The organism is Amycolatopsis sp. PS_44_ISF1 (assembly GCF_032335455.1).
Classification (GTDB): Bacteria; Actinomycetota; Actinomycetes; order Mycobacteriales; family Pseudonocardiaceae; genus Amycolatopsis.
In genome coordinates, this window is sequence record NZ_JANUXO010000001.1 from 2,870,187 (window position 1) to 2,893,456 (window position 23,270).

General features: G+C 75.2%; 4 protein-coding genes. 2 read left to right on the forward strand and 2 right to left on the reverse strand.

The features are described from left to right. Positions 1-45: 45 nt before the first annotated feature. Together NYF13_RS13200 and NYF13_RS13205 are read left to right on the forward strand one after the other, a co-directional pair. Positions 46-16,158, forward strand: coding sequence for a type I polyketide synthase (locus NYF13_RS13200; protein ID WP_315656614.1), 16,113 nt, complete (start codon positions 46-48; stop codon positions 16,156-16,158). Beyond that, entirely contained in the window at positions 16,155-21,548 is a 5,394-nt protein-coding gene (locus NYF13_RS13205) for a type I polyketide synthase (RefSeq protein WP_315656615.1), read from the forward strand. The genes NYF13_RS13200 and NYF13_RS13205 overlap by 4 nt, the downstream gene beginning before the upstream one ends. A gap of 391 nt (positions 21,549-21,939) precedes the next feature. Here the strand turns inward: NYF13_RS13205 and NYF13_RS13210 are convergent, their stop codons facing one another. Next, positions 21,940-22,206: a hypothetical protein gene (locus NYF13_RS13210; RefSeq protein ID WP_315656616.1), complete on the reverse strand. Its 267-nt coding sequence runs from the start codon at positions 22,204-22,206 to the stop codon at positions 21,940-21,942. Between the two features lie 120 nt (positions 22,207-22,326). Beyond that, the gene (locus NYF13_RS13215; RefSeq protein ID WP_315656617.1) at positions 22,327-23,094 is read right to left on the reverse strand and encodes an alpha/beta fold hydrolase; all 768 of its coding nucleotides are present in this window, start codon (positions 23,092-23,094) and stop codon (positions 22,327-22,329) included. Between the last annotated feature and the right edge of the window lie 176 nt (positions 23,095-23,270).

Genomic DNA, 23,270 nt, shown 5'->3' on the forward strand with positions numbered 1-23,270 from the left:
TCGACAACCCTGAAATGCTGCCTTGCAACCGCGGTGGAGTGCGTAATGCCTGAGAGTGATGAGAATCGGGAAACCGGCTTCGCGGCGCGGCTGGCGCGATCGGCGCCGGGCGACCGCGCCGCGTTGCTGGCCGAGGTCGTGCACGAGGCCACCCGGGCCGCGTTGCGGGCGGTGCGGCCGGACGGGCCGGCGGTGGTGGACCCGGAGAAGGCGTTCTCCGACCACGGGTTCGACTCCCTGGCGGCGGTCGAGCTGCACACGCGGCTGACCGCCGCCACCGGCCTGGAACTGCCGGTCACGCTGGCCTTCGACCAGCCGACGCCGTCCGCCGTCGCGCGTCACCTGCACGCCTTGGTGTTCGGCGTCGAGACCGTCGAGAGTGGACCGATCGGGCGGCCGGACGTGGTGGACGAGCCGGTGGCCATCGTCGGCATCGGCTGCCGGTACCCCGGCGGCGCGGCCTCGCCCGAGCAGCTCTGGCAGCTCGTGGCCGACGAGGTGCACACCATCTCCGGCTTCCCGACCGACCGCGGCTGGGACATCGACAGCCTGTACGACCCCGATCCGGACCGCCCGGGCAGCAGCTACGTGACCTCCGGCGGCTTCCTGCCCGACGCCGGCGAGTTCGACGCGGGCTTCTTCGGCATCGCCCCGCGGGAAGCGTCCGCAATGGACCCGCAGCAGCGGCTGGTGCTGGAGACGGCCTGGGAAGCGCTGGAACGGGCCAAGATCGACCCGGGCACCCTGCGCGGCACGCCCGCCGGGGTGTTCATCGGCGCGGAGGCCCAGGAGTACGGGCCGCGCCTGCACGAGGCCCCGGACGGCCTCGACGGCTACCTGCTCACCGGCAACGCGCCCAGCGTCGTCTCCGGACGCGTGGCGTACGCGCTCGGGCTCGAAGGCCCGACGCTGACCGTGGACACGGCCTGCTCGGGTTCGCTGGTCGCGCTGCACCTCGCGGTTCAGGCGCTGCGCCGCGGCGAGACGCAACTGGCACTGGCCGGCGGCGTCGCCGTGATGGGCGGCCCGGGCACGTTCACCGCCTTCAGCCGCCAGCGCGGACTGGCCGAGGACGGGCGGTGCAAGGCCTTCGCCGAGGCCGCCGACGGCACCGGCTTCGCCGAGGGCGTGGGGGTTCTCGTGCTGGAGCGGCTTTCCGACGCCGTCCGCAGCGGCCACACCGTGCTCGCCGTCGTACGCGGCTCGGCCATCAACTCCGACGGTGCCTCGAACGGCCTCACCGCCCCGAACGGCCCTTCGCAGCAGCGCGTGATCAACCGCGCTCTCGCCGACGCACGCCTGGAACCGTCCGAAGTGGACGCCGTCGAGGCGCACGGCACCGGAACCCGGCTCGGCGACCCGATCGAGGCGCAGGCCCTGCTCGCCACCTACGGGCAGCACCGTGAGACCCCGCTGCTGCTGGGCTCGATCAAGTCGAACATCGGCCACACCCAGGCCGCGGCCGGGGTGGCCGGGGTGATCAAGATGGTCGAGGCGATGCGCCGCGGGGTGCTGCCGAAGACCCTGCACGTGGACGCCCCCTCGGCCCAGGTGGACTGGACCGCCGGTGCGGTCGAGCTGCTGACCGAGGCCCGCGAGTGGCCGCGGACGCGACGTCCGCGCCGGGCCGGGGTCTCGTCGTTCGGCGTGAGCGGGACCAACGCGCACGTCATCATCGAGCAGGCTCCGGACCCGGTGGACCCGGTCGAGGAGGAGACCGCCGGTGCTTCGCTGCCCGCGATCCCGCTGATCGTCTCGGCTCGCAGCGAGCAGGCCCTGCGGGCCCAGGCCGGGAAACTCGCGCAGACCCTCGAACCGGGCACGAACCTGGCCGACGTGGGGTTTTCGCTCGCCACCACGCGCGCCGCCCACAACCACCGGGCCGTGGTGATCGTCAACAACCCGGAAGACCCGGAAAACCCGGAAAACCCCGAGAACACCGAAGACGCCGTGCGCGGCCTGCTCGCGCTGGCCGCCGGTGAGCCCGGCCCCGGGGTGGTCACCGGCACCCGCACGCCGGGCAAGCTCGCGATGCTGTTCACCGGGCAGGGCTCGCAGCGGCTGGCCATGGGCCGCGAGCTGTACCTGGCCCACCCGGTGTTCGCCGAGGTCTTCGACGAGGTGATCGACCACCTCGACGTGCAGATGGACCGCCCGCTGCGCGACGTGCTGTTCGGCGAGGACGCCGACGAGCTCGACGGCACCCAGTACGCGCAGTGCGCGCTGTTCGCGGTCGAGGTCGCGACGGCGCGGCTGCTCGAGGCGTGGGGGGTCGAGCCGGACCTGCTGCTGGGGCACTCGATCGGCGAGCTGGCCGCCGCGCACCTCGCCGGGGTCTGGTCGCTCCCGGACGCCTGCCTGGTGGTCGCCGCCCGTGGCCGGCTGATGCAGGCGCTGCCCGAGGGCGTCGGGGCCATGGTCGCGATCGCCGCGACCGAGGACGAGGTCCAGCCGCTGCTCAACGAGCGCGTGAGCATCGCCGCGGTGAACGGGCCTTCGTCCGTGGTCATCTCCGGTGAGCGCGACGCGGTGGCCGCCGTGGTTTCGCTGTTCCGGCTGCAAGGCCGCAAAACGAGCGAGCTGCGCGTGAGCCACGCGTTCCACTCGCCGCTGATGGAGCCGATGCTGGCCGAGTTCCGGGAGATCCTGCAGGTCGTCGACTACGCGCCGCCGTCGGTTCCGGTGGTCTCGAACGTGACCGGCCGGATCGCCACCCCCGAGGAGCTGTGCTCGCCGGGGTACTGGCTGTGGCACGTCCGCCGGCCGGTGCGGTTCGCCGACGGGCTCGCGACGCTGGCCCAAGCCGGTGTGACCACGGCGATCGAGGCCGGCCCGGACGCCGTGCTGTCCGCGATGGCCGCCACCGGCCCGTACGCCGAGCAGATCGATTTCATCCCCGCGCAGCGCCGCGACCACGCTGAGGTCGCGACGCTGGCCACCGCGCTCGGCCGCCTGTACACGCGCGGTGTGGCGGTCGACTGGACCGCGGTCTTCGGCCCGGCCCGCCGGGTCGACCTGCCGACCTACGCCTTCCAGCGCCAGCACTTCTGGCTCATCCCGCCGTCCGGCCACGGCGACGCGGCCGACCTCGGGCAGCTCGCCTCCGGCCACCCGCTGCTGGCCGCCGAGATCGGCCTGGCCGACCACGACGGGCTCGTGCTCACCGGCCGGGTCGGGCTGCGTTCGCACCCGTGGCTGGCCGAGCACACCATCGCCGGCACCGTGGTGCTGCCCGGCACCGCCTTCGTCGAGATGGCGCTGCACGCCGCCGAGCAGTGCGGGTGCGAACTGGTCGACGAGCTGACCCTGCAGGCCCCGCTGGCGTTGCCCGAGGGCGGCGCGGTCGCGGTGCAGGCCGTGGTCGGACCGGAGGCCGACGGCCGCCGCGCCATCGAGTTCTATTCGCGCCCCGAGCAGGACGCCGACGCGGTCTGGACCCGCCACGCCGTCGGGGTGCTGGCCCTCGACGCCTCGACCGCCCCGGAGCCGCTGACCGAGTGGCCCCCGAAGGGCGCCGAGGTCGTCGCGACCGCGGAGCTGTACACCGAGCTGGTCGAGCAGGGCTACGGCTACGGCCCGCTGTTCCAGGGCCTGCGCACGGCGTGGAAGCGCGACGACGTGGTGTACGCCGAGGTCGCGCTACCGGCCGCGGGCCGGGACGCGAAGTTCGGCGTGCACCCCGCGCTGCTCGACGCCGTGCTGCACGCCACCGACTTCGCCCCGGGCGAGGCGCGTGAAGCCGACGAGATCCGCCTGCCGTTCGCGTGGACCGGGGTGCGGCTGCACGCCTCCGGCGCCACCGAAGTGCGGGTGCGGATCACCTCGCCCGCGACCGGCGGGGTCAAGCTCGAAGTGACCGACGCCGCCGGCTCGCCGGTGCTGTCGGTCGAATCGTTCCGCTCCCGTCCGGTCCGCGGCGCCGACCTCGGCACGCGGGCGCAGGACCTGCTCTACACCGTCGAGTGGACGCCGGTCCCGGCCTCCGGCGAGCTGCCTTCGCTGGCCGCGCTGGGCTCCATCGCCGGTCTGGACGTGCCGGTGAGCGACGCGCTCGGCTCGCTGGAGGACGTGCCGGACGCCGTCCTGCTGCCGGTTTCGGGGTCCGGCCGCACTCTCCCGGCCGCGGCCAAGCAGACCGCGCACCGGGTGCTGCCGGTGCTTCAGCAGTGGCTCGAAGGCGAGCGCTACGCCGGATCGCGGCTGGTCGTGGTGACGGGGGGCACGCTCGCGGACGCCGCCGTGCGCGGGCTGGTGCGCTCGGCCCAGGCCGAGCACCCGGGCCGGGTGGTGCTCGTCGAGGGCGCGCTTTCCCCGGCCACGCTGGCCACCGCGCTCGCCTCGGGTGAGCCCGAGCTGCGGGTGGACGGTGACTCCGTGCGCTCGGCCCGTCTGGTCCGGCTCACCGGGGCGCCCGCCGCGGGTGAAGGCGCGACCTGGACCGCGGACGGCACCGTGCTGATCACCGGTGGGACCGGGGGGCTCGGCGCGCAGGTCGCGCGCCACCTGGTCACCACGCACGGCGTCCGCTCGCTGCTGCTGCTCAGCCGCCGTGGCGCGGACGCGCCGGGCGCGGCCGAGCTGGCCGGTGAGCTGACCGGGCTGGGCGCCGCGGTGCAGATCGTCGCGGGTGACGTCACCAAGAAGCGCTCGCTGGCCGCCGCGCTGAAGAAGGTGCCGGCCGACCGGCCGCTCTCGGCCGTCGTGCACACCGCCGGGATCCTCGACAACGCCATGATCGGCACGCTCACCGAGGCGCAGCTGGACGCCGTCGTCGCGCCGAAGCTCGACGCGGCCTGGGCCCTGCACGAGCTGACCGCGAAGCTGGAGCTGACCGCGTTCGTCCTGTTCTCCTCCTCGGCCGGCCTGGTCGACGGCGCGGGCCAGGCGAACTACGCGGCGGGCAACACCTTCCTCGACGCGCTGGCCACGCACCGCCGGGAACTCGGCCTGCCCGCCACCTCGCTCGCCTGGGGGCTCTGGGCCCCGGAGGACGGGGCCCCGCTGGGCATGGGGGCCACGCTGTCCGAAGTGGACCGCAACCGGATCGCGCGGCTGGGCCTGGCCCCGCTGACGGTCTCGGAAAGCCTGGCCGCGCTCGACGCGGCCCTGGCCACCGGAGCCCCGGCCGTGGTGCCGACCCGCGTCGACCGGTCCGCGCTGCGGGCGCGAGGCGATGACGTTCCGGCGCTGCTGCGCGGGCTGGCCCCGGTCGGCCGCCGCCGCGTCGCCGCCGCGGTCCCGGCCGGGGAGCTGACCCCCGAGCAGCAGTTCGCCGAGCGGTTCGCGCACCTGTCCGAAGCCGACCGCGACCGCGCGATCCTGGACCTGGTGCGCACGCACGTCGCGGCGGTGCTCGGGCACGAGGGGGCCGAGGCGATCAACCCGGCCCGCCCGTTCGGCGAGATCGGGTTCGACTCCCTCGCCGCGGTCGAGCTGCGCAACGTGCTCGACTCCGTCACCGGGCTGCGGCTGCCCGCCACGCTGGTGTTCGACTACCCGACCCCGCGCGCGCTGGCCGGGCACATCGTCACGCGGCTGGCCGGGCTGGCCCCGGCGAAGCCGATCGCGCCGGTCACCACCGCGGACGCCGACGAGCCGATCGCCATCGTCGGCATCGCCTGCCGCTACCCCGGTGGGATAGCGACGCCGGAGGACCTGTGGCGGATGGTGGCCGAGGGCGGCGAGGCGCTGACCCCGTTCCCGGCCGATCGCGGCTGGAACGTCGACGCGCTGTACGACCCCGAGCCCGGCAAACCCGGCCACAGCTACGTCAAGCACGGCGCCTTCCTGCACGACGCGGCCGAGTTCGACGCCGACTTCTTCGAGATCAGCCCGCGTGAGGCCCAGGCCATGGACCCGCAGCAGCGGTTGCTGCTGGAGGTCTCGTGGGAGGCGTTCGAGCGGGCCGGCATCGACCCGGTTTCGCTGCGCGGCAGCGCGACCGGGGTGTTCGCCGGGGTGATGTACCACGACTGGGGGACCCGGCTCGGCGCCGTCTCCGATGACATCGCCGGCTACCTCGGCAACGGCAGCCTCGCCAGCGTCGTCTCCGGCCGCGTGTCCTACGCGCTCGGCCTGGAAGGCCCGACCGTCACGGTCGACACCGCCTGCTCCTCCTCGCTGGTCGCCCTGCACTGGGCGATCCAGGCGCTTCGCCGCGGGGAGTGCACGCTGGCGCTGGCCGGGGGCGTCACGGTGATGTCCACTCCGGACACCTTCGTCGACTTCAGCCGCCAGCGCGGACTCTCCGCCGACGGCCGCTGCCGCTCGTTCGCCGACGCGGCCGACGGCACCGGCTGGGGTGAGGGCGCGGGCATGCTGCTGGTCGAGCGGCTGTCGGACGCCCGCCGCAACGGGCACCCGGTGCTCGCGCTGCTGCGGGGCTCCGCGGTGAACCACGACGGCGCGTCCAACGGCCTGACCGCCCCGAACGGCCCCTCGCAGCAGCGGGTGATCGCCAAGGCGCTGGCCGACGCCGGGCTCGAAGCGTCCGAAGTGGACGCGGTCGAGGGCCACGGCACTGCCACCACCCTGGGCGACCCGATCGAGGCCCAGGCCCTGCTGGCCACCTACGGCCAGGACCGGACCGGGCGGCCGCCGCTGTGGCTGGGCTCGATCAAGTCCAACCTCGGGCACACGCAGGCCGCCGCGGGCGTCGCCGGGATCATCAAGATGGTCATGGCCCTGCGCCACGAGCGGCTGCCGCGCACCCTGCACGTGGACCGTCCGTCCACTGTGGTCGATTGGACGGCCGGCGCCGTCCGGCTGCTCACCGAGGCGCAGGCGTGGCCCGAAGGCGCCCACGCGCGCCGGGCCGCCGTCTCTTCGTTCGGCATCAGCGGCACCAACGCCCACGTGATCCTGGAGCAGGCCCCGGCCGGCGCCGTGGTCCCGCCGGCCGCGGAGCCGAGGCCCGGGGCGGTGGTCCCGGTCGCGTTGTCCGGCCGGACCGCCGCCGCGGTGCGCGGCCAGGCCGCCAAGCTGCGCGCCTTCGTGGCCGCGAACGAAGACCTCGACGTCGCCGAGCTGGCGCGGTCCCTGGTTTCGACCCGGGCCTCGCTGGAGCACCGGGCCGTGGTCGTGGCCGGTACCGCCGCCGAGCTGGCCGGCGGGCTGGACGCGCTGGCCACCGGCGCCACCCCCGGCACCGGCGCCACCACCGACGGCAAGCTGGCGTTCCTGTTCTCCGGGCAGGGTGCGCAACGCGTCGGCATGGGCCAGGAGCTGTACGCGACGTACCCGGCGTTCGCCGGGGCCTTCGACGCCGTCTGCGCCGCCATCGACCCGATGCTCGACGTGCCGCTGCGCGACGTCGTGTTCGGCACCACCCCGCTGGCCGACCGCGGGCTGCTGGGCCAGACGCAGTACACCCAGACCGGCCTGTTCGCGGTGGAGGTCGCGTTGTTCCGGCTGGTCGAGTCGTGGGGGATCACCCCCGACGCGCTGGCCGGGCACTCGATCGGCGAGCTGGCCGCGGCGCACGTGGCCGGGGTGCTCTCCCTGGCCGACGCGGCCACCCTGGTCGCCGCGCGCGGGCGGCTGATGGGCGCGCTGACCGAGCCGCCGGGCGCGATGATCTCGCTCGCCACCTCCGAGGAGGCGGCGCGGGCCCTGCTGGCCGGGCACGAGGACCGGGTGAGCATCGCCGCCGTCAACGGGCCCGCCTCCGTGGTCGTGTCCGGGGTCGACGAGGTCGTGACCGGTATCGAGCTCGCGGCCGAGGACAACGGGGTGTCGACGCGCCGCCTGCGCGTGAGCCACGCGTTCCACTCGCCGCTGATGGAGCCGATGCTGGGCGAGTTCCGCACGGTGGTCGAAGGGCTGTCCTTCGCCGCACCGGAGATCCCGATCGTCTCGACCGTCACCGGCCGGCCCGCCACCGAGGAGGAGCTGCGCTCGCCGGAGTACTGGGTCACCCACGTCCGCGAGGCCGTGCGCTTCGGTGACGCGGTGGCGGCCTGCGAGGCCGCCGGGGTGCGCACGTTCCTGGAGCTGGGGCCGGACAGCGTGCTGTCCGTGCTCGGCCCGCAGAGCGTGCCGGACCCCGACGCGGTGGCGTTCGTGGCCCTCGGCCGGCGGGACGCCGACGAGGTCCGCACGGCGCTGGCCGCCGTCGGCGCCCTGCACGTCCGCGGCGCCGCGGCGCTCGGCCGGCTGCTCGGCGACGGCCCGGTCCGGCTCGACCTGCCGACCTACGCCTTCCAGCGCAAGCGCTACTGGCTGGACGCCACGCCGTCCGGCGACGTCACCTCCGTGGGCCAGCAGCCGCTGGCGCACCCGATGCTGGGCGCGGTCGTGCCGCTGTCCGGTTCGGACACCACGGTGCTCACCGGCCGGCTCTCGGCCGAGTCCGTGCCGTGGCTGGCCGACCACGTGGTCAAGGGCGCGATCCTGGTGCCCGGCACCGGTTTCGTGGAGCTGGCCATCGCGGCCGGCGACGAGGTCGGGCACCCGGTGGTGGAGGAGCTGACGCTGCAGGCGCCGCTCGTGCTGCCGCCGGGCGAGGCGGTCGCGCTGCAGGTGGTCATCGGCGCCGCGGCCGAGGACCGCCGCCCGATCACGATCTTCTCCCGTCCCGCGGGGGCCGGCGACGGCGAGTGGACCCAGCACGCCCTCGGCACGCTTTCCGCGGCGGCGCGGCCCGAGCCCGCCGGGCTGGCCGAATGGCCGCCGCCGGGCGCGAACGTCATCCCGGTCGAAGGCGCCTACGAGCGGCTGAACGACCGCGGGTACGGCTACGGGCCGTCGTTCCAGGGGCTCAAGGCCGCCTGGCGCCGGGGCAACGAGGTGTTCGCCGAGGTTGCGCTGCCGGAGCCGGCGGCGGCCACGGCGGGCGCGTACGGCCTGCACCCGGCGCTGCTCGACATCGCCATGCACGCCGACCTGCTCGGGGACCCGGACGGCTCGACGCTGCTGCCGTTCGTGTGGAACGAGGTCACCTTGCACGCCGTCGGCGCCTCGGTGCTGCGGGTGCGGATCGTCCGGCTGGACGGCGACGAGGTCTCGGCCATCGAGGTGGCCGACAGCGAAGGCCGCCCGGTCGCGACCGTCGGCTCGCTGGTCTCCCGCCCGGTCCACCGGGAACTGTCCGCCCGGTCCGCCGGCCAGACCGACGGAGCGCTGCTGAAGATCGCCTGGCAGCCGGTCCCCGTGTCCTCGGCCGAGGCGGACGGGGTGGTCGCGGTCGGGCGCGGCCGAGTCGGGGTGGCGGCCACGTACGCCGGTTTCGCCGACCTCATCGCCGCGGTCGACCGCGGCGAGCCGGTGCCGGACGTGGTGACGCTGACCGCGCCGGTGCCCGAGGCCGGCGTTCCCGAGGCGGCCCGCGCGAACACCGCCTGGCTGCTCGCCGAGCTCCAGGCCGGGCTGGCCGAAAGCCGGTTCGCCGGTACCAGGCTCGCCGTGGTCACCCGCGACGCGGTGGCGGCGGGTTCGTCCACAGTGGACGTCACTCAGGGACCGCTGTGGGGTCTGGCCCGCGGGGCGCAGGCCGAGCACCCGGGCCGGGTGTTCCTGGTCGACGCGGACGCGGCCACCTCCGTGGAGACCATCGCCGCGGTGATCGCCTCCGGTGAGCCGGAGTCCGCCGTCCGCGGGGGCTCGGTGCTGGTGCCGCGCTACACCCGGACCGAGTCCGCAGGCGGCTCGCCGTGGCCGGTCGAGGGCACCGTGCTGATCACCGGCGGCACCGGCGGGCTGGGCAGCCTGCTGGCCCGTTACCTGGTGGCCGAACACGGCGTCACCGACCTGCTGCTGACCAGCCGTCGCGGGCTCGCGGCCCCGGGGGCGGCGCAGCTGGTCGAAGAGCTGACCGACCTCGGGGCGACGGTCGCGGTCGCGGCCTGCGACGTCACCGACCGCGCGTCGGTCGAGGCACTGATCGCCGACGTGCCGCTCACCGCCGTGGTGCACGCGGCCGGCACGGCCGGCGGCGGGGTCTTCGACTCGCTGACCGCCGAGCGCTCGGACGCCGTGCTGCGGCCCAAGGTGGACGCGGCCTGGCACCTGCACGAGCTGACCGCCGGGCGGGAGCTGTCGGCGTTCGTGCTGTTCTCCTCCGCCGGCGGCCAGGTGCTGCCCGCGGGCCAGGCCGACTACGCGGCCGCCAACTCCTTCCTCGACGGTCTCGCCGAGCACCGCCGGGCCCACGGCCTGCCGGCGAAGGCGCTGGCCTGGGGACTGTGGGCGGAGAACACCGGTCTCGGCGGCGACCTGGCCGAGGCCGACCTGGCCCGGATGGCGCGCCTGGGCCTGCCCGCGGTCACCGCGGAACAGGGGCTCGCGCTGTTCGACGCGGCCGTGTCCGCGGAGGACGCCGTGATCGCCCCGCTGCGCGTGGACGGGCCGGCCCTGCGCGCCCGCACCGACGAACTGCCGGCCCTGCTGCGCGGTTTCGTCCCGCCCAAGGCCCGCCGGGTCGCGAAGGCGGCGAAAGCCGGTGACAACGCGCTGGCCGCGGAGCTGGCCGGGCTGGTCGAGAGCGAGCGTGACCGGGTGCTGCTGGACATCGTCCGCACGCAGGTGGCGACCGTGCTCGGCTACGCGGACAAGTCCGAAGTGGACGGAACCCGCGCGTTCAAGGAGCTGGGCTTCGACTCACTGGCCGCGGTGGAGCTGCGCAACCTGCTCGGCGCCGCCACCGGCCTCTCGCTGCCCGCGACGCTGATCTTCGACCACCCGACGGCCCGGGCCGTGGCCGACTTCGTCAAGGGCAAGCTGCTCGGTGCGCCGGGCAGCGGCGCCGCCACCAAGGGCGCCGCGACGGCCGCCCGCACCAACGCGTCCATGCAGGAGCCGATCGCGATCGTCGGCATGGCCTGCCGCTACCCCGGTGGCGTCCGGTCGCCGGAGGACCTGTGGCAGCTGCTCGTGGACGAGGTCGACGCGACCAGCGGCTTCCCGGTCAACCGGGGCTGGGACACCGAGGGCATCTACGACCCCGAGCGCGGCAAGCGCGGGAAGACCTACGCCAACCGGGGCGGCTTCCTGCACGACGCGGCCGAGTTCGACCCGGCCTTCTTCGGCATCGGCCCGCGAGAGGCCCTGGCCATGGATCCGCAGCAGCGGCTCCTGCTGACCACGGCGTGGGAGGCCATCGAGCGGGCGGGCATCGACCCGACCGTGCTGCGCGGCAGCCTGACCGGCGTCTTCGCCGGGGCCATGTACGACGACTACGGCAGCCGCGTCCCGGGCGCGCCCGCCGACGTCGCCGCCTACATCCCCAACGGCAGCTCGGGCGCGGTCGTCTCCGGCCGCATCTCCTACCTGCTCGGGCTGGAGGGACCGTGCATGACGGTGGACACCGCGTGCTCGTCCTCGCTGGTCACGCTGCACCTCGCGGTGCAGGCGCTGCGGGCGGGGGAGTGCGGGCTGGCGCTGGCCGGCGGGGTCACGGTGCTCTCGCAGTCGGACCTGTTCGTCGACTCCAGCCGCCAGGGCGTGCTCTCCCCGGACGGCCGGTCGAAGTCCTTCTCCGCCGCCTCCGACGGGGTGGGCTGGGCCGAGGGCGCGGGTCTGCTGCTGCTGGAACGGCTCTCCGACGCGCAGCGCAACGGGCACGAGGTGCTCGCGGTGATCCGCTCCGGCGCGGTCAACCAGGACGGCGCGTCCAACGGGCTGACCGCGCCGAACGGTCCTTCGCAGGAGCGCGTGATCCACGCGGCGCTCGCCGCGAGCGGCCTGCGACCGTCCGATGTGGACGCCGTGGAGGCGCACGGCACGGGCACCAGGCTGGGCGACCCGATCGAGGCGCAGGCGCTGCTGGCCACCTACGGCCAGGACCGGCCCGAAGGCCATCCGCTGTACCTGGGCTCGGTCAAGTCCAACATCGGTCACGCGCAGGCCGCCGGTGGGGTGGCCGCGGTGATGAAGGTCGTGCAGGCGCTGCGGCACGACCTGCTGCCGAAGACGATGCACGTCGACGCGCCGTCGCCGGTGGTCGACTGGACGACCGGGGACATCGAGCTGCTGACCGAGGCCCGGCCCTGGCGGCCGAACGGCCGGCCGCGCCGGGCCGGGGTCTCGTCCTTCGGCATCAGCGGGACCAACGCGCACCTCATCGTCGAGGAGGCCCCCCCGTCCACTGTGGAGCAACCGCGCCGGACGGCGCCGGGGCTGCCGGTGGTCCCGCTGCCGATCGCCGGCTCGGCCGGCCCCGCGCTGGCCGACCAGGCGGCCCGGCTGGCCGGGCACCTGCGGGCGCACCCGGAGCTGGACCTGACCGACGTCGGCTACTCGCTCGCCACCGGGCGGGCGGCGCTCGAGCACCGCTCGGTGGTGCTCGCGGCCGACCGCGAAGCCGCGCTGAAGGCGCTCGAAGGACTGGCTCAGGGCCAGACCCCGGCGAGCACCGTGACCGGCACGGTCAGCGCGGCCGATCTGACCGCGTTCCTCTTCACCGGGCAGGGCGCGCAGCAGCCGGGCATGGGCCGCGGGCTGTACGAGGTCTTCCCGGTCTTCGCCGGCGCGTTCGACGAGGCCTGCGGTCTCTTCGACGCTTCGCTCGAAGTTCCGCTCAAGCAGGTCATCTGGGCCGAGAAGGACTCGGCGGACGGGCAGCGGCTGAACCAGACCGCGTACACCCAGTGCGCGCTGTTCACGATCGAGGTGGCGCTGTACCGGCTGGTCGAGTCCTGGGGGGTGGTGCCGGACTACGTGGCCGGGCACTCGATCGGCGAGCTGGCCGCGGCGCACGTGGCCGGGGTGTTCTCGCTGGCCGACGCCTGCACGCTGGTCTCCGCGCGGGGCCGGCTGATGCAGGCGCTGCCCACCGGAGGGGCGATGGCGGCGATCGCGGCGACGGAGGCCGAGGTTCGCGGGGCGCTGCCGCGCGAGGGCGGTGCCATGGAGGGTGCCGTGGACATCGCGGCGGTCAACGGGCCGCGCTCGGTGGTCATCTCCGGCCCCGAGGCCGCGGTCCGGGCCGCCACGGCGGTGTTCTCCGAGGCCGGACGGCGAACGAAGCCGCTGGCCGTCTCGCACGCCTTCCACTCTTCGCTGGTGGAGCCGATGCTGGCCGAGTTCCGCGCGGTCGCGGACCGGCTGTCCTACGCGGCCCCGGCGGTCCCGGTCGTGTCGAACGTGACCGGCCGGATCGCCCCGCCCGAGCAGCTGTGCTCGCCCGAGTACTGGGTGGGCCACGTGCGGGAGGCCGTCCGGTTCGCCGACGGGGTCACCACGCTGCTGGACGCCGGCGTCACCCGGTTCGTGGAGCTGGGCCCGGACGCGGTGCTCACGGGCATGGCCCGCGAGTGCGACCCGGCCGGGGCGGCCCGGCCGGACCGGGTGGTCGGCGTCCCGGCCCTGCGCCGGGGCCGCGCCGAGGTGCCGACCCTGTTCACCGCGCTCGCCACGCTCTACGCGCGGGGCGCGAAGATCGACTGGCGGGCCGTGTACACCGGCCGCGGTGCGTCCACTGTGGACCTGCCGACCTACGCCTTCCAGAACAAGTCCTACTGGCTCGACCCGACCGAGCGGATCGGGAACGTGAGCTCGCTCGGCGCGAAGCCCGCCGCGCACCCGCTGCTGGGCGCGCTGGTGGAGCTGCCCGACGGTGGCGCGGTGCTGACCGGGCGGCTCGCGGTGGACACCCACGGCTGGCTGGCCGACCACGTGATCATGGGCCGGACCATGCTGCCCGGCGCGGCCTTCGTCGAGCTGGCCCTGCACGCCGGTGACCAGGTCGGCTGCGACGTGCTGGACGAGCTGACCCAGCAGTCCCCGTTGCTGCTGCCGGAGAAGGGCGGGGTCGACCTGCGGGTCGTGGTCGGCGCGCCCGGTACCGGCGGCACCCGGGAGCTTTCGGTGCACTCGCGCGCCGAGGAGCCCGGTGCGGCCTGGATGCAGCACGCGGCAGGCACCCTGGCCACCGGCGCACGGCCCGACGAGTTCGACCTGACGCAGTGGCCGCCGCCGGGGGCCGAGGCGGTGGACCTGACCGGGCTCTACGACGACCTGGCCGGGCTGGGCTTCGGCTACGGGCCGACGTTCCGCAACCTCAAGGCGGTCTGGCGGCGCGAAGGGACGCGGGGGACCGAGGTCTTCGCCGAGGTCGCGCTGCCCGAGGGCACGGCGGCCGGTGAGTTCGGCCTGCACCCGGGCCTGCTCGACTCGGCCCTGGGCGCGACGGACTACCTGGTCCCGGGCGGCCCGAAGGCGCTGACCGAGACCACCATCCCGTTCGCGTGGAACCGGGTCTCGCTGCGGGCCTCCGGCGCGACGGCGCTGCGGGTGCTGGTGCGCAAGGACGTCAACGGCTCCTCCCTGGCGCTGGCCGACGCGGCCGGCTCCCCGGTGGCGTGGATCGAGTCGCTGGTGACCCGGCCGGTGTCGGAGGGCCAGCTGGGTGCGAAGGTGCCCGATTCGCTCTACCGGATCGACTGGCAGCCGGCGGCGGCGCTGCGCCCGGCCGGACCGCTCGAAGGCTGGGCCGTGCTCGGGTCCGACGACCTCGGCCTCGGCGTGCCGGAATACGGCGGCCCCGAGGTCCCGGCGGCGGCCGAAGTGCTGGTCCTGCCGGTGCCGGCGGGGTTCGGCGACGTGCCCTCGCGAGTCCGCGGCGCGGTGAACCAGACGCTGGCGCACCTGCAGTCCTGGCTGGCCGACGAGCGGTTCGCCGACGGCCGGATGGTGGTGGTCACCCGGAGCGCGGTGTCCACCCAGGACGGTCCCGATCTGGCCCAGGCGCCGGTCTGGGGCCTGGTGCGGGCCGCGCAGGCCGAGAACCCGGACCGGATCCAGCTGGTCGACGTCGACGCGGCGGTTTCCTCGGTACGGGCGCTGCCCGCGGTGGTGAACTCCGGCGAGCCGGAGGCGATCGTCCGCGAAGGCGAGATCCTCGTGCCGAGGCTGGCCAAGGTCGGCGCGCTCGGCGAACCCGCGGCGTGGGATCCGGACGGCACGGTGCTGATCACCGGCGGCGCCGGCCTGCTCGGCGGGCTGCTGGCCCGGCACCTGGTGGACCACGGTGCCCGCAACCTGCTGCTGACCAGCCGCACGGGCCTGGCCACGCCGGGGGCGCGCGAGCTGGCCGAGGAGCTGACCGGACGCGGTGCCCAGGTCACGGTCGCGGCCTGCGACGTCACCGACCGCGCGGCGCTGGCCGAGCTGATCGGCTCGATCGGTGCGGAACTCACCGCGGTGGTGCACGCCGCGGGCCAGACCGACAGCGCCGTGTTCAGCGCGCTCACCCCGGAGCAGGTCGACACCGTCCTGCGCCCCAAGGTGGACGCGGCCTGGCACCTGCACGAGCTGACCGCCGACCTCGACCTGGCCGGGTTCGTCCTGTACTCCTCGGCGGGCGGCCTGCTGCTCGCCGCCGGGCAGGCGAACTACGCGGCGGGCAACGTCTTCCTCGACGCGCTGGCCGAGCACCGGGCGGCCCTCGGGCTGCCGGCGACCTCGCTGGCCTGGGGTCCGTGGCAGGGCACCGAAGGCGAGGTGGACCTGGCGCACATCGCCCGGTCCGGCGTGGCCGAGCTGTCCGCGGACGAGGGCCTGGCGCTGTTCGACGCGGCGCTGGCGGCCGGTGAGCCGGTGCTGGTGCCGGTGAAGCTGACCGAACTGCCGGACGCCGGTGCGGCGGCCCCGCTGCTGCGGGGCCTGGTCCCGGCCGCCCCACGCCGGGTGGCCGCGGTGGCCGGGCCCCGGCCGGCGGCCCCGGTGGCCGGGTTCGCGGACCGGCTGGTCGCGTTGCCGGCGGCCGAGCGGGAGCAGGCGGCGCTGGAGCTGGTGTGCGAGCACGCGGCGGCCGTCCTCGGCTACGACGACGCTTCGGCGGTCGGCGGAGAAGGGCTCACCGACTGGGCATCGGTCGCTGCGGCGCTCCCGGCGCCGGGCGCTCGGGGTCGATCGCCGGGCTCGATCGCTGGCGGCGCTGGAACTGGCAACCGGCTCGGCCCCGCCAGCGGGCTGCGCCTGCCGGCCACGCTGATCTTCGACTACCCGAGCCCGGTGCCGCTGGCCCGGCACCTGCCCGCCGAGCTGCTGCCGGAGATCGGCGAGCCGGCGGCCGGGGCGGTGACAGCCGACCGTGCCGTGGCCGACCGCGCCGCGGCCGGAACCGACGAGTCCGCGGCCATCGCCGCGATGGACCTGGCCGACCTGGTCCGGTCCGCGATGGGCGGGAGCCCGACCGACGAACGGGGTGAATCCCAGTGACCACGCAGCCATCCGGCGTGAACCCGGCGAGCGCAGGCCCGTCGACCGAACAGATCGTCGCCGCTCTGCGCCAGTCCATGGTGGACAACGAGCGGCTCAAGGCGGACAACCGCAAGCTCACCGCGGCGATGAGCGAGCCGATCGCGATCATCGGCATGGGCTGCCGGTACCCCGGCGGGGTGAGCACGCCCGCCCAGCTGTGGGACCTCGTCGCCGGCGGCACGGACGCGATCGGCGAGTTCCCGGCCGACCGCGGCTGGGACACCGCCGCGCTGTTCGACCCGGCCGGCCGGGCGGGCACCACCTATTCGAAGGAGGGTGGCTTCCTCTACGGGGCTGCCGACTTCGAGCCGGAGTTCTTCGGCATCTCGCCCCGCGAGGCCCGCACCCTCGACCCCCAGCAGCGGGTGCTGCTGGAGACGGCGTGGGAGGCGGTGGAACGCGCCGGGATCGTGCCCTCGACCCTGCGCGGTTCGAAGACCGGCGTGTTCGCCGGCGTGATGTACCACGACTACGGCGCCGGGAGCAGCGACGGCAGCCTGGTGTCCGGCCGCGTCTCCTACACCCTCGGGCTCGAAGGCCCGTCGGTGTCGGTGGACACGGCGTGCTCCTCCTCGCTGGTCGCCCTGCACTGGGCGGCGCAGGCCCTGCGTCGCGGCGAATGCTCGCTGGCGCTGGCCGGCGGCGTGACCGTGATGGTGACGCCGGACATGTTCGTCTACTTCAGCGAGCAGCACGGGCTCTCCTCGGACGGGCGCTGCAAGGCGTTCGGCGCCGGCGCCGACGGCGTCGGCTGCTCCGAGGGAGCCGGGATGCTGCTGCTGGAACGGCTCTCCGACGCGCGCGAGAACGGCCACCACGTGCTGGCGGTGCTGCGGGGCAGCGCGGTGAACTCCGACGGCGCGTCCAGCGGCATCACCGTGCCGAACGGGCCCGCGCAGCAGCGCGTGATCCGGGCGGCGCTGGCCGACGCCGGGCTGAAACTGTCCGATGTGGACGCCGTCGAGGCGCACGGCACCGGCACCCGGCTCGGCGACCCGATCGAGGCGCAGGCGCTGATCTCCACCTACGGCAAGGCGGCCACCCCCCAGCGGCCGCTGTACCTCGGCACGCTCAAGTCGAACGTGGGCCACACCCAGGCCGCGGCCGGGGTGGGCGGGGTGATCAAGATGGTGGAGGCGCTGCGCCGTGGCGTGCTCCCGCCCACGCTGCACGCGGAGGAGCCTTCGCCGCACGTCGAGTGGACGGACTCGGTTTCGCTGCTCAGCCAGGCGCGGCCTTGGCCGGAGACCGGTCGGCCCCGGCGGGCCGGGGTGTCTTCGTTCGGCATCAGCGGGACCAACGCGCACGTGCTGGTCGAGCAGGGTGATCCGGATCCGGCGGGCGACCCGGCTCCGGGACCGGTCACCTGGCTCCTGTCCGCGAACACGCCCGAAGCGCTGCGGGCGCAGGCGGGCGAGCTGGCCGCGTTCCGCACCGGGGCGTCGCCTTCGGACATCGGTTACTCCCTGGCGGCCGGCCGGACCCGGGCCGAGTTCCGCGCGGCCGTGGTGGCCCCCGACCGGGAGGCGGCCCGGCGGGCGCTCACCGGCTACGCGGCGGGGCAGAACCCGCCGGCGGTGGTCGAAGGCGTGGCCGGGACGGGGCGCACGGCGTTCCTGTTCACCGGTCAAGGCGCGCAGCGCGCCGGGATGGGCGCCGGACTGGCGGCGGCGCACCCGGTGTTCGACGCCGCTCTGGACGCGGTGGCCGCGGAGCTCGACCAGCACCTGGACCTGCCGTTGCGCTCCCTGCTCGGCGACGCCGGAAAGCTCGACCGGACCGGGTACACGCAGCCGGCGCTGTTCGCGGTCGAGGTCGCGGTGTTCCGGCTGCTGGAGTCCTGGGGGGTCCGGCCGGACTACCTGCTGGGCCACTCGATCGGCGAGCTGGCGGCGGCCCACGTCGCCGGCGTGCTCTCGCTCGAACACGCCTGCGCGCTGGTGGCGGCCCGGGCGCGGCTGATGCAGGCGTTGCCCGAGGGCGGCGCGATGGTCGCGGTCGCGGCGACGGAGGCCGAGGTCACGCCGTTGCTGGTCGACGGGGTCGGGATCGCGGCGGTGAACGGGCCGTCCGCGGTGGTGCTGTCCGGCGTGCGGGACGCGGTGCTCGCGGTGGCCGGGAACTTCGCCCGGACTTCGCGGCTGCGCGTCTCCCACGCGTTCCACTCGCCGCTGATGGAGCCGATGCTGGCGGAGTTCGACGCGGTGGCGCGGGGGCTGAGCTACGCGGAGCCGGCCATCCCGATCGTCTCGGCGCTCGGCGGTGCCGGGCCCCTCGGTCCCGAGCACTGGGTGCGGCAGGTGCGTGAGCCCGTCCGGTTCGCCGACGGTGTCCGCTCGTTGCTCGACGCGGGCGTGCGCACGTTCGTCGAGGTCGGTCCGAGCGCGGTGCTGACCGCGATGGGCCAGTCTTGCCTCGGCGAGGGCGAGCGCGCCACCTTCGTGCCGGTGCTGCGCAAGGACCGTCCCGAGGCCGAGTCGGCGGCCGCCGCGGTGGCCAGTCTGCTCACCGTCGGGTGCGCCGTGGACCACGAAGCCTTCTACCGGGGTGGCGCTCTGGTCGAGCTGCCGACCTACGCCTTCCAGCGCCGGCGCTACTGGCTGGAGAACCCGACCGGCGCCCGGGAGCGCGGGGTCGCGGAGGCGGGCCAGCGCGACGCCGGGCATCCGCTGCTGGGTGCCGTGGTGGTGGCGGCCGATTCCGGCACCGTGGTGCTGACCGGCCGGCTCTCGCTGGGTGCGCAGCCGTGGCTGGCCGACCACGTGGTGCAGGGTTCGGTCCTGTTCCCCGGCACCGCGTTCGTGGAGCTGGCGATCCGGGCCGGCGACGAGGCCGGCTGCGGCCGGCTCGACGAGCTGACGCTCGCCGCGCCCCTGATCCTGCCCGAGCCGGGCGGGGTGCGGTTGCAGGTGGTGGTCGGCGCGGAGGACTCCGGCCGCCGTTCGCTGGGCATCTACTCGCAGGCCGACGACGCCGCGCCCGGGGAGTGGACCCAGCACGGCACCGGCTGGCTTTCGGCCGGTCGGCCGCCTTCGGCCGTGGCCGCCCCCGAGTGGCCGCCGCCGGGTGCGGCCGAACTCGACGTGACCGGCCGCTACGACCAGCTCGCCGCGCAGGGCTTCGACTACGGGCCGGTGTTCGCGGGGCTGGCCCGGGCCTGGGTCGCGGGCGATCTGGTGGCCGCCGAGGTTTCGCTGCCGGAGCCGGTGGACGCGGGCGCGTTCGGCCTGCACCCGGCGTTGCTCGACGCCGCGCTGCACACGATCGGCCTGGCCGGGCCGACGGCGGACGAGGCGGTGCTGCCGTTCGCCTGGTCCGGGGTCTCGTTGCACGCGGCCGGGGCGTCGAGCCTGCGGGTGGTGGTCTCGGGCGAGGGGGAGAACACGGTCTCGCTGACCGCGACCGATCCCTCCGGCTCACCGGTGCTGACGGTGGAGTCCCTGGCGCTGCGTCCGATCGCGGCGGACGCGTTCCGGCCGGCCGTGCGCTCGGCGGTGGACGATTCGCTGTTCCGCGTCGACTGGGAGCCGTGGCCCGGTGCGGCGGCCGAGATCGGGCGGTGCGCCGGGCTGGGGGCGCCGGCCTACGGACTGCCCGGGGAGTCCTATGTGGACCTCTCCGCGCTGGTGGCCGCGGTGGACGGCGGGGCGGCGGTGCCGGATGTGGTGTTCGCGCCGTTCGTGGCGCCCGAATCGGCTTCACCGCAGGCCGCGCGCGAAGCCGTGCACCACCTGTTGGCGCTGGCGCAGGCTTGGGTGGACGAAGCGGTGCTGGCGGCGTCGCGCCTGGTGGTGGTCACCTCCGGCGCGATCGCCACCCGGCCGGAAGAGGGCGCCGACGACCTGACCCACGCCGCGTTGTGGGGGGTGATCCGGACCGCGCAGCTGGAGTACCCGGACCGGTTCGCGGTGGTGGACGTCGACGGCGGTGCGGTGCCGCTCGGCGCGGTGCTCGGCGCGGTGTACGCCGGCGAGCCGGGGATCGCGGTCCGCGAAGGCGCGGTGCGGGTGCACCGGCTGGCGAAGTTCGCGGCGGACCCGGACCGCCCGGCCGCGCTGGATCCCGAGGGCACGGTGCTGGTCACCGGCGGCACGGGGGTGCTGGGCCGGCTGATCGCCCGGCACCTGGTGGCTTCGCACGGGGTGCGCCACCTGCTGCTCACCAGCCGACGGGGCGCCGCGGCCCCGGGTGCCGCGGAGCTGACCGCCGAACTGGCGGAGCTCGGCGCCGCGGTCACCGTCGAGGCCTGCGACCTGTCCGACCGCGAGGCCGCGGCGGCGCTGCTCGCCGGGGTGCCGGCCGGGCACCCGCTGACCGCGGTGGTCCACACGGCCGGCGTGGTCGACGACGGCGTGCTGCTGGCCTTGACCCCCGAGCGGATGGACACCGTGCTGCGCCCCAAGGTGGACGCGGCCTGGCACCTGCACGAGCTCACCGCGGAACTGGACCTGGCCGCCTTCGTGCTGTACTCCTCGGCCGGCGGCACGCTCGGCGCGGCGGGCCAGGCCAACTACTCGGCCGCGAACGTGTTCCTCGACGCGCTGGCCCACCACCGCGCCGCGCTCGGCCGGCCCGCCGTGTCGCTGGCCTGGGGACTGTGGTCCGAGGGCGGCATGTCGGGCGAGCTGGCCGAGACGGACCTGGTCCGGATGGCCCGCTCGGGCGTGTTCGGCCTGTCCTTCGCCGAGGGGCTCGAACTGTTCGACGCGACGTTCGGCACCTCGCAGCCTTCGCTGGTCCCGGTGCGGCTGGACCTGTCCGGCCTGCGGGGCGAGGTCCACGTGCCGGCCATGCTGTCCGGCCTGGTGCGGGCCGGCCGGGCGGGGGGCGGTCCCGGCGCGAGCCGGCGCCGCGCCGAGACCGCCGACGACTCGTGGACGCGGATCGTCGCGCTGCCGGCCGCGGAACGGGGCCGGGCGCTGCTCGAGCTGGTCTGCGCCACGGCGGCCGTGGTGCTCGGCCACGAGAAGCGCGACGCGGTGGATCCGCGCAAGGGCTTCATCGAACTCGGCTTCGACTCGCTCACCGCGATCGAGCTTCGCAACCGGCTGGACGCCGTGACCGGGCAGCGGTTGCCGGCCACGCTCATCTTCGACCACCCGTCGGCCGCCGCCCTCGCCGAGTTCCTGGGCGCGGGACTGGCCGAACCGTCGTCGCCGCTGGACTCCCGGCTTTCCGGGCTGGAGACGGCCCTGCGGGAAGCCGTGCTGGACGAGGACGGGCGGGCGAAGGTCGTGGCCCGGCTGAAGGCGCTGCTCACGGCGTGCTCCTCCGGCGACGATCTGCAGGAGGCCACCGCCGACGAGCTGTTCGCCCTGCTGGACGAGGAACTGGAGTCGCAGGGCTGAGCGGAGAGGAAGGATCCCGGCGCGCAACTCCCCCTTCGCGCCGGGCCCGGGGCCGTCCGTGACGATGTCGTCGCAGGCGGCCCCGTCCGTTTCACCGGGTGGCGAGGGGTTGCCTGGTCGACGGTCCGAACGGCTCCGGGGACCCTCGCCCGCCCAAGGGGCACGACCACGGGGGACGCGGTCCTGGCCGGGGCGGGGGGTCACGGCTCGAATTCGGCTGCGGCAGTCGAGGACGAAGACCGGCGATGAGAGCCCGGAGCGGCAGCCGAGGGCGGCGCCACCGGAGGCGGCAGCCAGCCGAGGAACGGCGGCGGGGACGGGAGCAGCGGTTGAGACGGGCGTTGGTCGAGCGCGGCGGTCGAGGGTGGCGGCGCCGGGTGAAGCTCGGGGATCAGGCCTCGGTGAGCAGGCCCAGGGAGCACAGCGAGCCGGCCAGCGCGATGATGTCGTAGCGCGTTTCCTCGACGTCGGTCTCCCACAGGGCGGCCAGGACGCCGGCCGCGCGGTCGACGTCGCCGTGGTGCTGCTTCAGGGCGATCCACATGGCCGCGGCGACCGGTTCGCACTCGATCTGGCGGCGGGTGGAGCGGCAGGACAGCTCGAGGTGGCCGTTCGGGAGCATGCGCTGGGTGACGCCGGGAGCGGTCTGGATCGCCATCATGGCTTCCTCCGAGGGCTGGTGGTTCCGGGCGGTTTCGCTGATGCACCCAGTGTCGCGAACGCGGGTCCGGGCGGCCATGGGGCCGGCACCTGAAGGCCGGGTGGGGTTTTCCCACCCCTACCGGGCGCGCGCGGACCACTCGCGCAGCCGGCCCGTCACCGTGTCCAGCACCCGTTCCCAGCCGTCGGTCAGGTAGAAGTGACCCCCGGGGAAGACCTCCACCGCGCAGCCGGCCGTGGTGTGCCGGTGCCAGGCGTCCGCCTCGGCCAGGCTCGTCACCGGGTCGTCGTCGCCCACCAGGACCTGGATCGGGCACCGCAGTTCGGGGCCGGCCTCGTGGCGGTAGGTCTCCACCGCGGTGTAGTCCCCGCGCACGGCGGGCAGGACCATGCGCACCAGCTCGTCGTCGCCCAGCACCGCCGTGTTCGTGCCGCTGAGTTCCTTCAGCGCGGCGATCAGCCCCTCGTCGTCGCGTTGGTGGACGTACTCGATGCGCTGCTGCGACGGGGCCCGGCAGGCGGACGCGAACAGGCCCAGCAGGGGCGTGCCCCGCGCCTGAAGGCGGCGGGCCACCTCGTAGCCGACGGTGGCGCCCATGCTGTGGCCGAACAGCGCCAGCGGGCGGTCGGACCGGGGCCCGAGGTCGTCCGCGATCGCGTCGGCCAGGGTGGCCACGGTCTCGTGGCAGGGTTCCGCCCGGCGGTCCTGGCGGCCCGGGTACTGGACGGCGAGCACGTCGGCGTCCAGCCCGGCCGCGGCGGCCGCGCGCGAAAACGGGAAGTAGGCGGTCGCCGAGCCACCCGCGTGCGGCAGGCAGACCAGCCGCACGCTCGCGTCGCCGGCTCGGTGGAAGCGCCGGATCCACCGGCTGGAGGTCTCGTTCACGGCAGTCACAGTCCGGGGAGTCTTCGGGGGCCACGGCGGATCGGCAACCCCTAGCGGTGGGCCCGGATTCGTTGCTGGGGCCGATCGGGCCCCGCCTAGCGCGACAGTCGGTAGTCGATACACCCCTTCGGGTGACTTTAGATCGCGGTTGGCTGCACTTAGGGCACGGCTGGAAC

Bases quoted from the DNA above. Each gene is read 5' to 3' on its own strand.
- NYF13_RS13200 (WP_315656614.1), top strand. From the start codon at position 46: ATGCCTGAGAGTGATGAGAATCGGGAAACCGGCTTCGCGGCGCGGCTG.
- NYF13_RS13210 (WP_315656616.1), bottom strand. From the start codon at position 22,206: ATGGCGATCCAGACCGCTCCCGGCGTCACCCAGCGCATGCTCCCGAAC.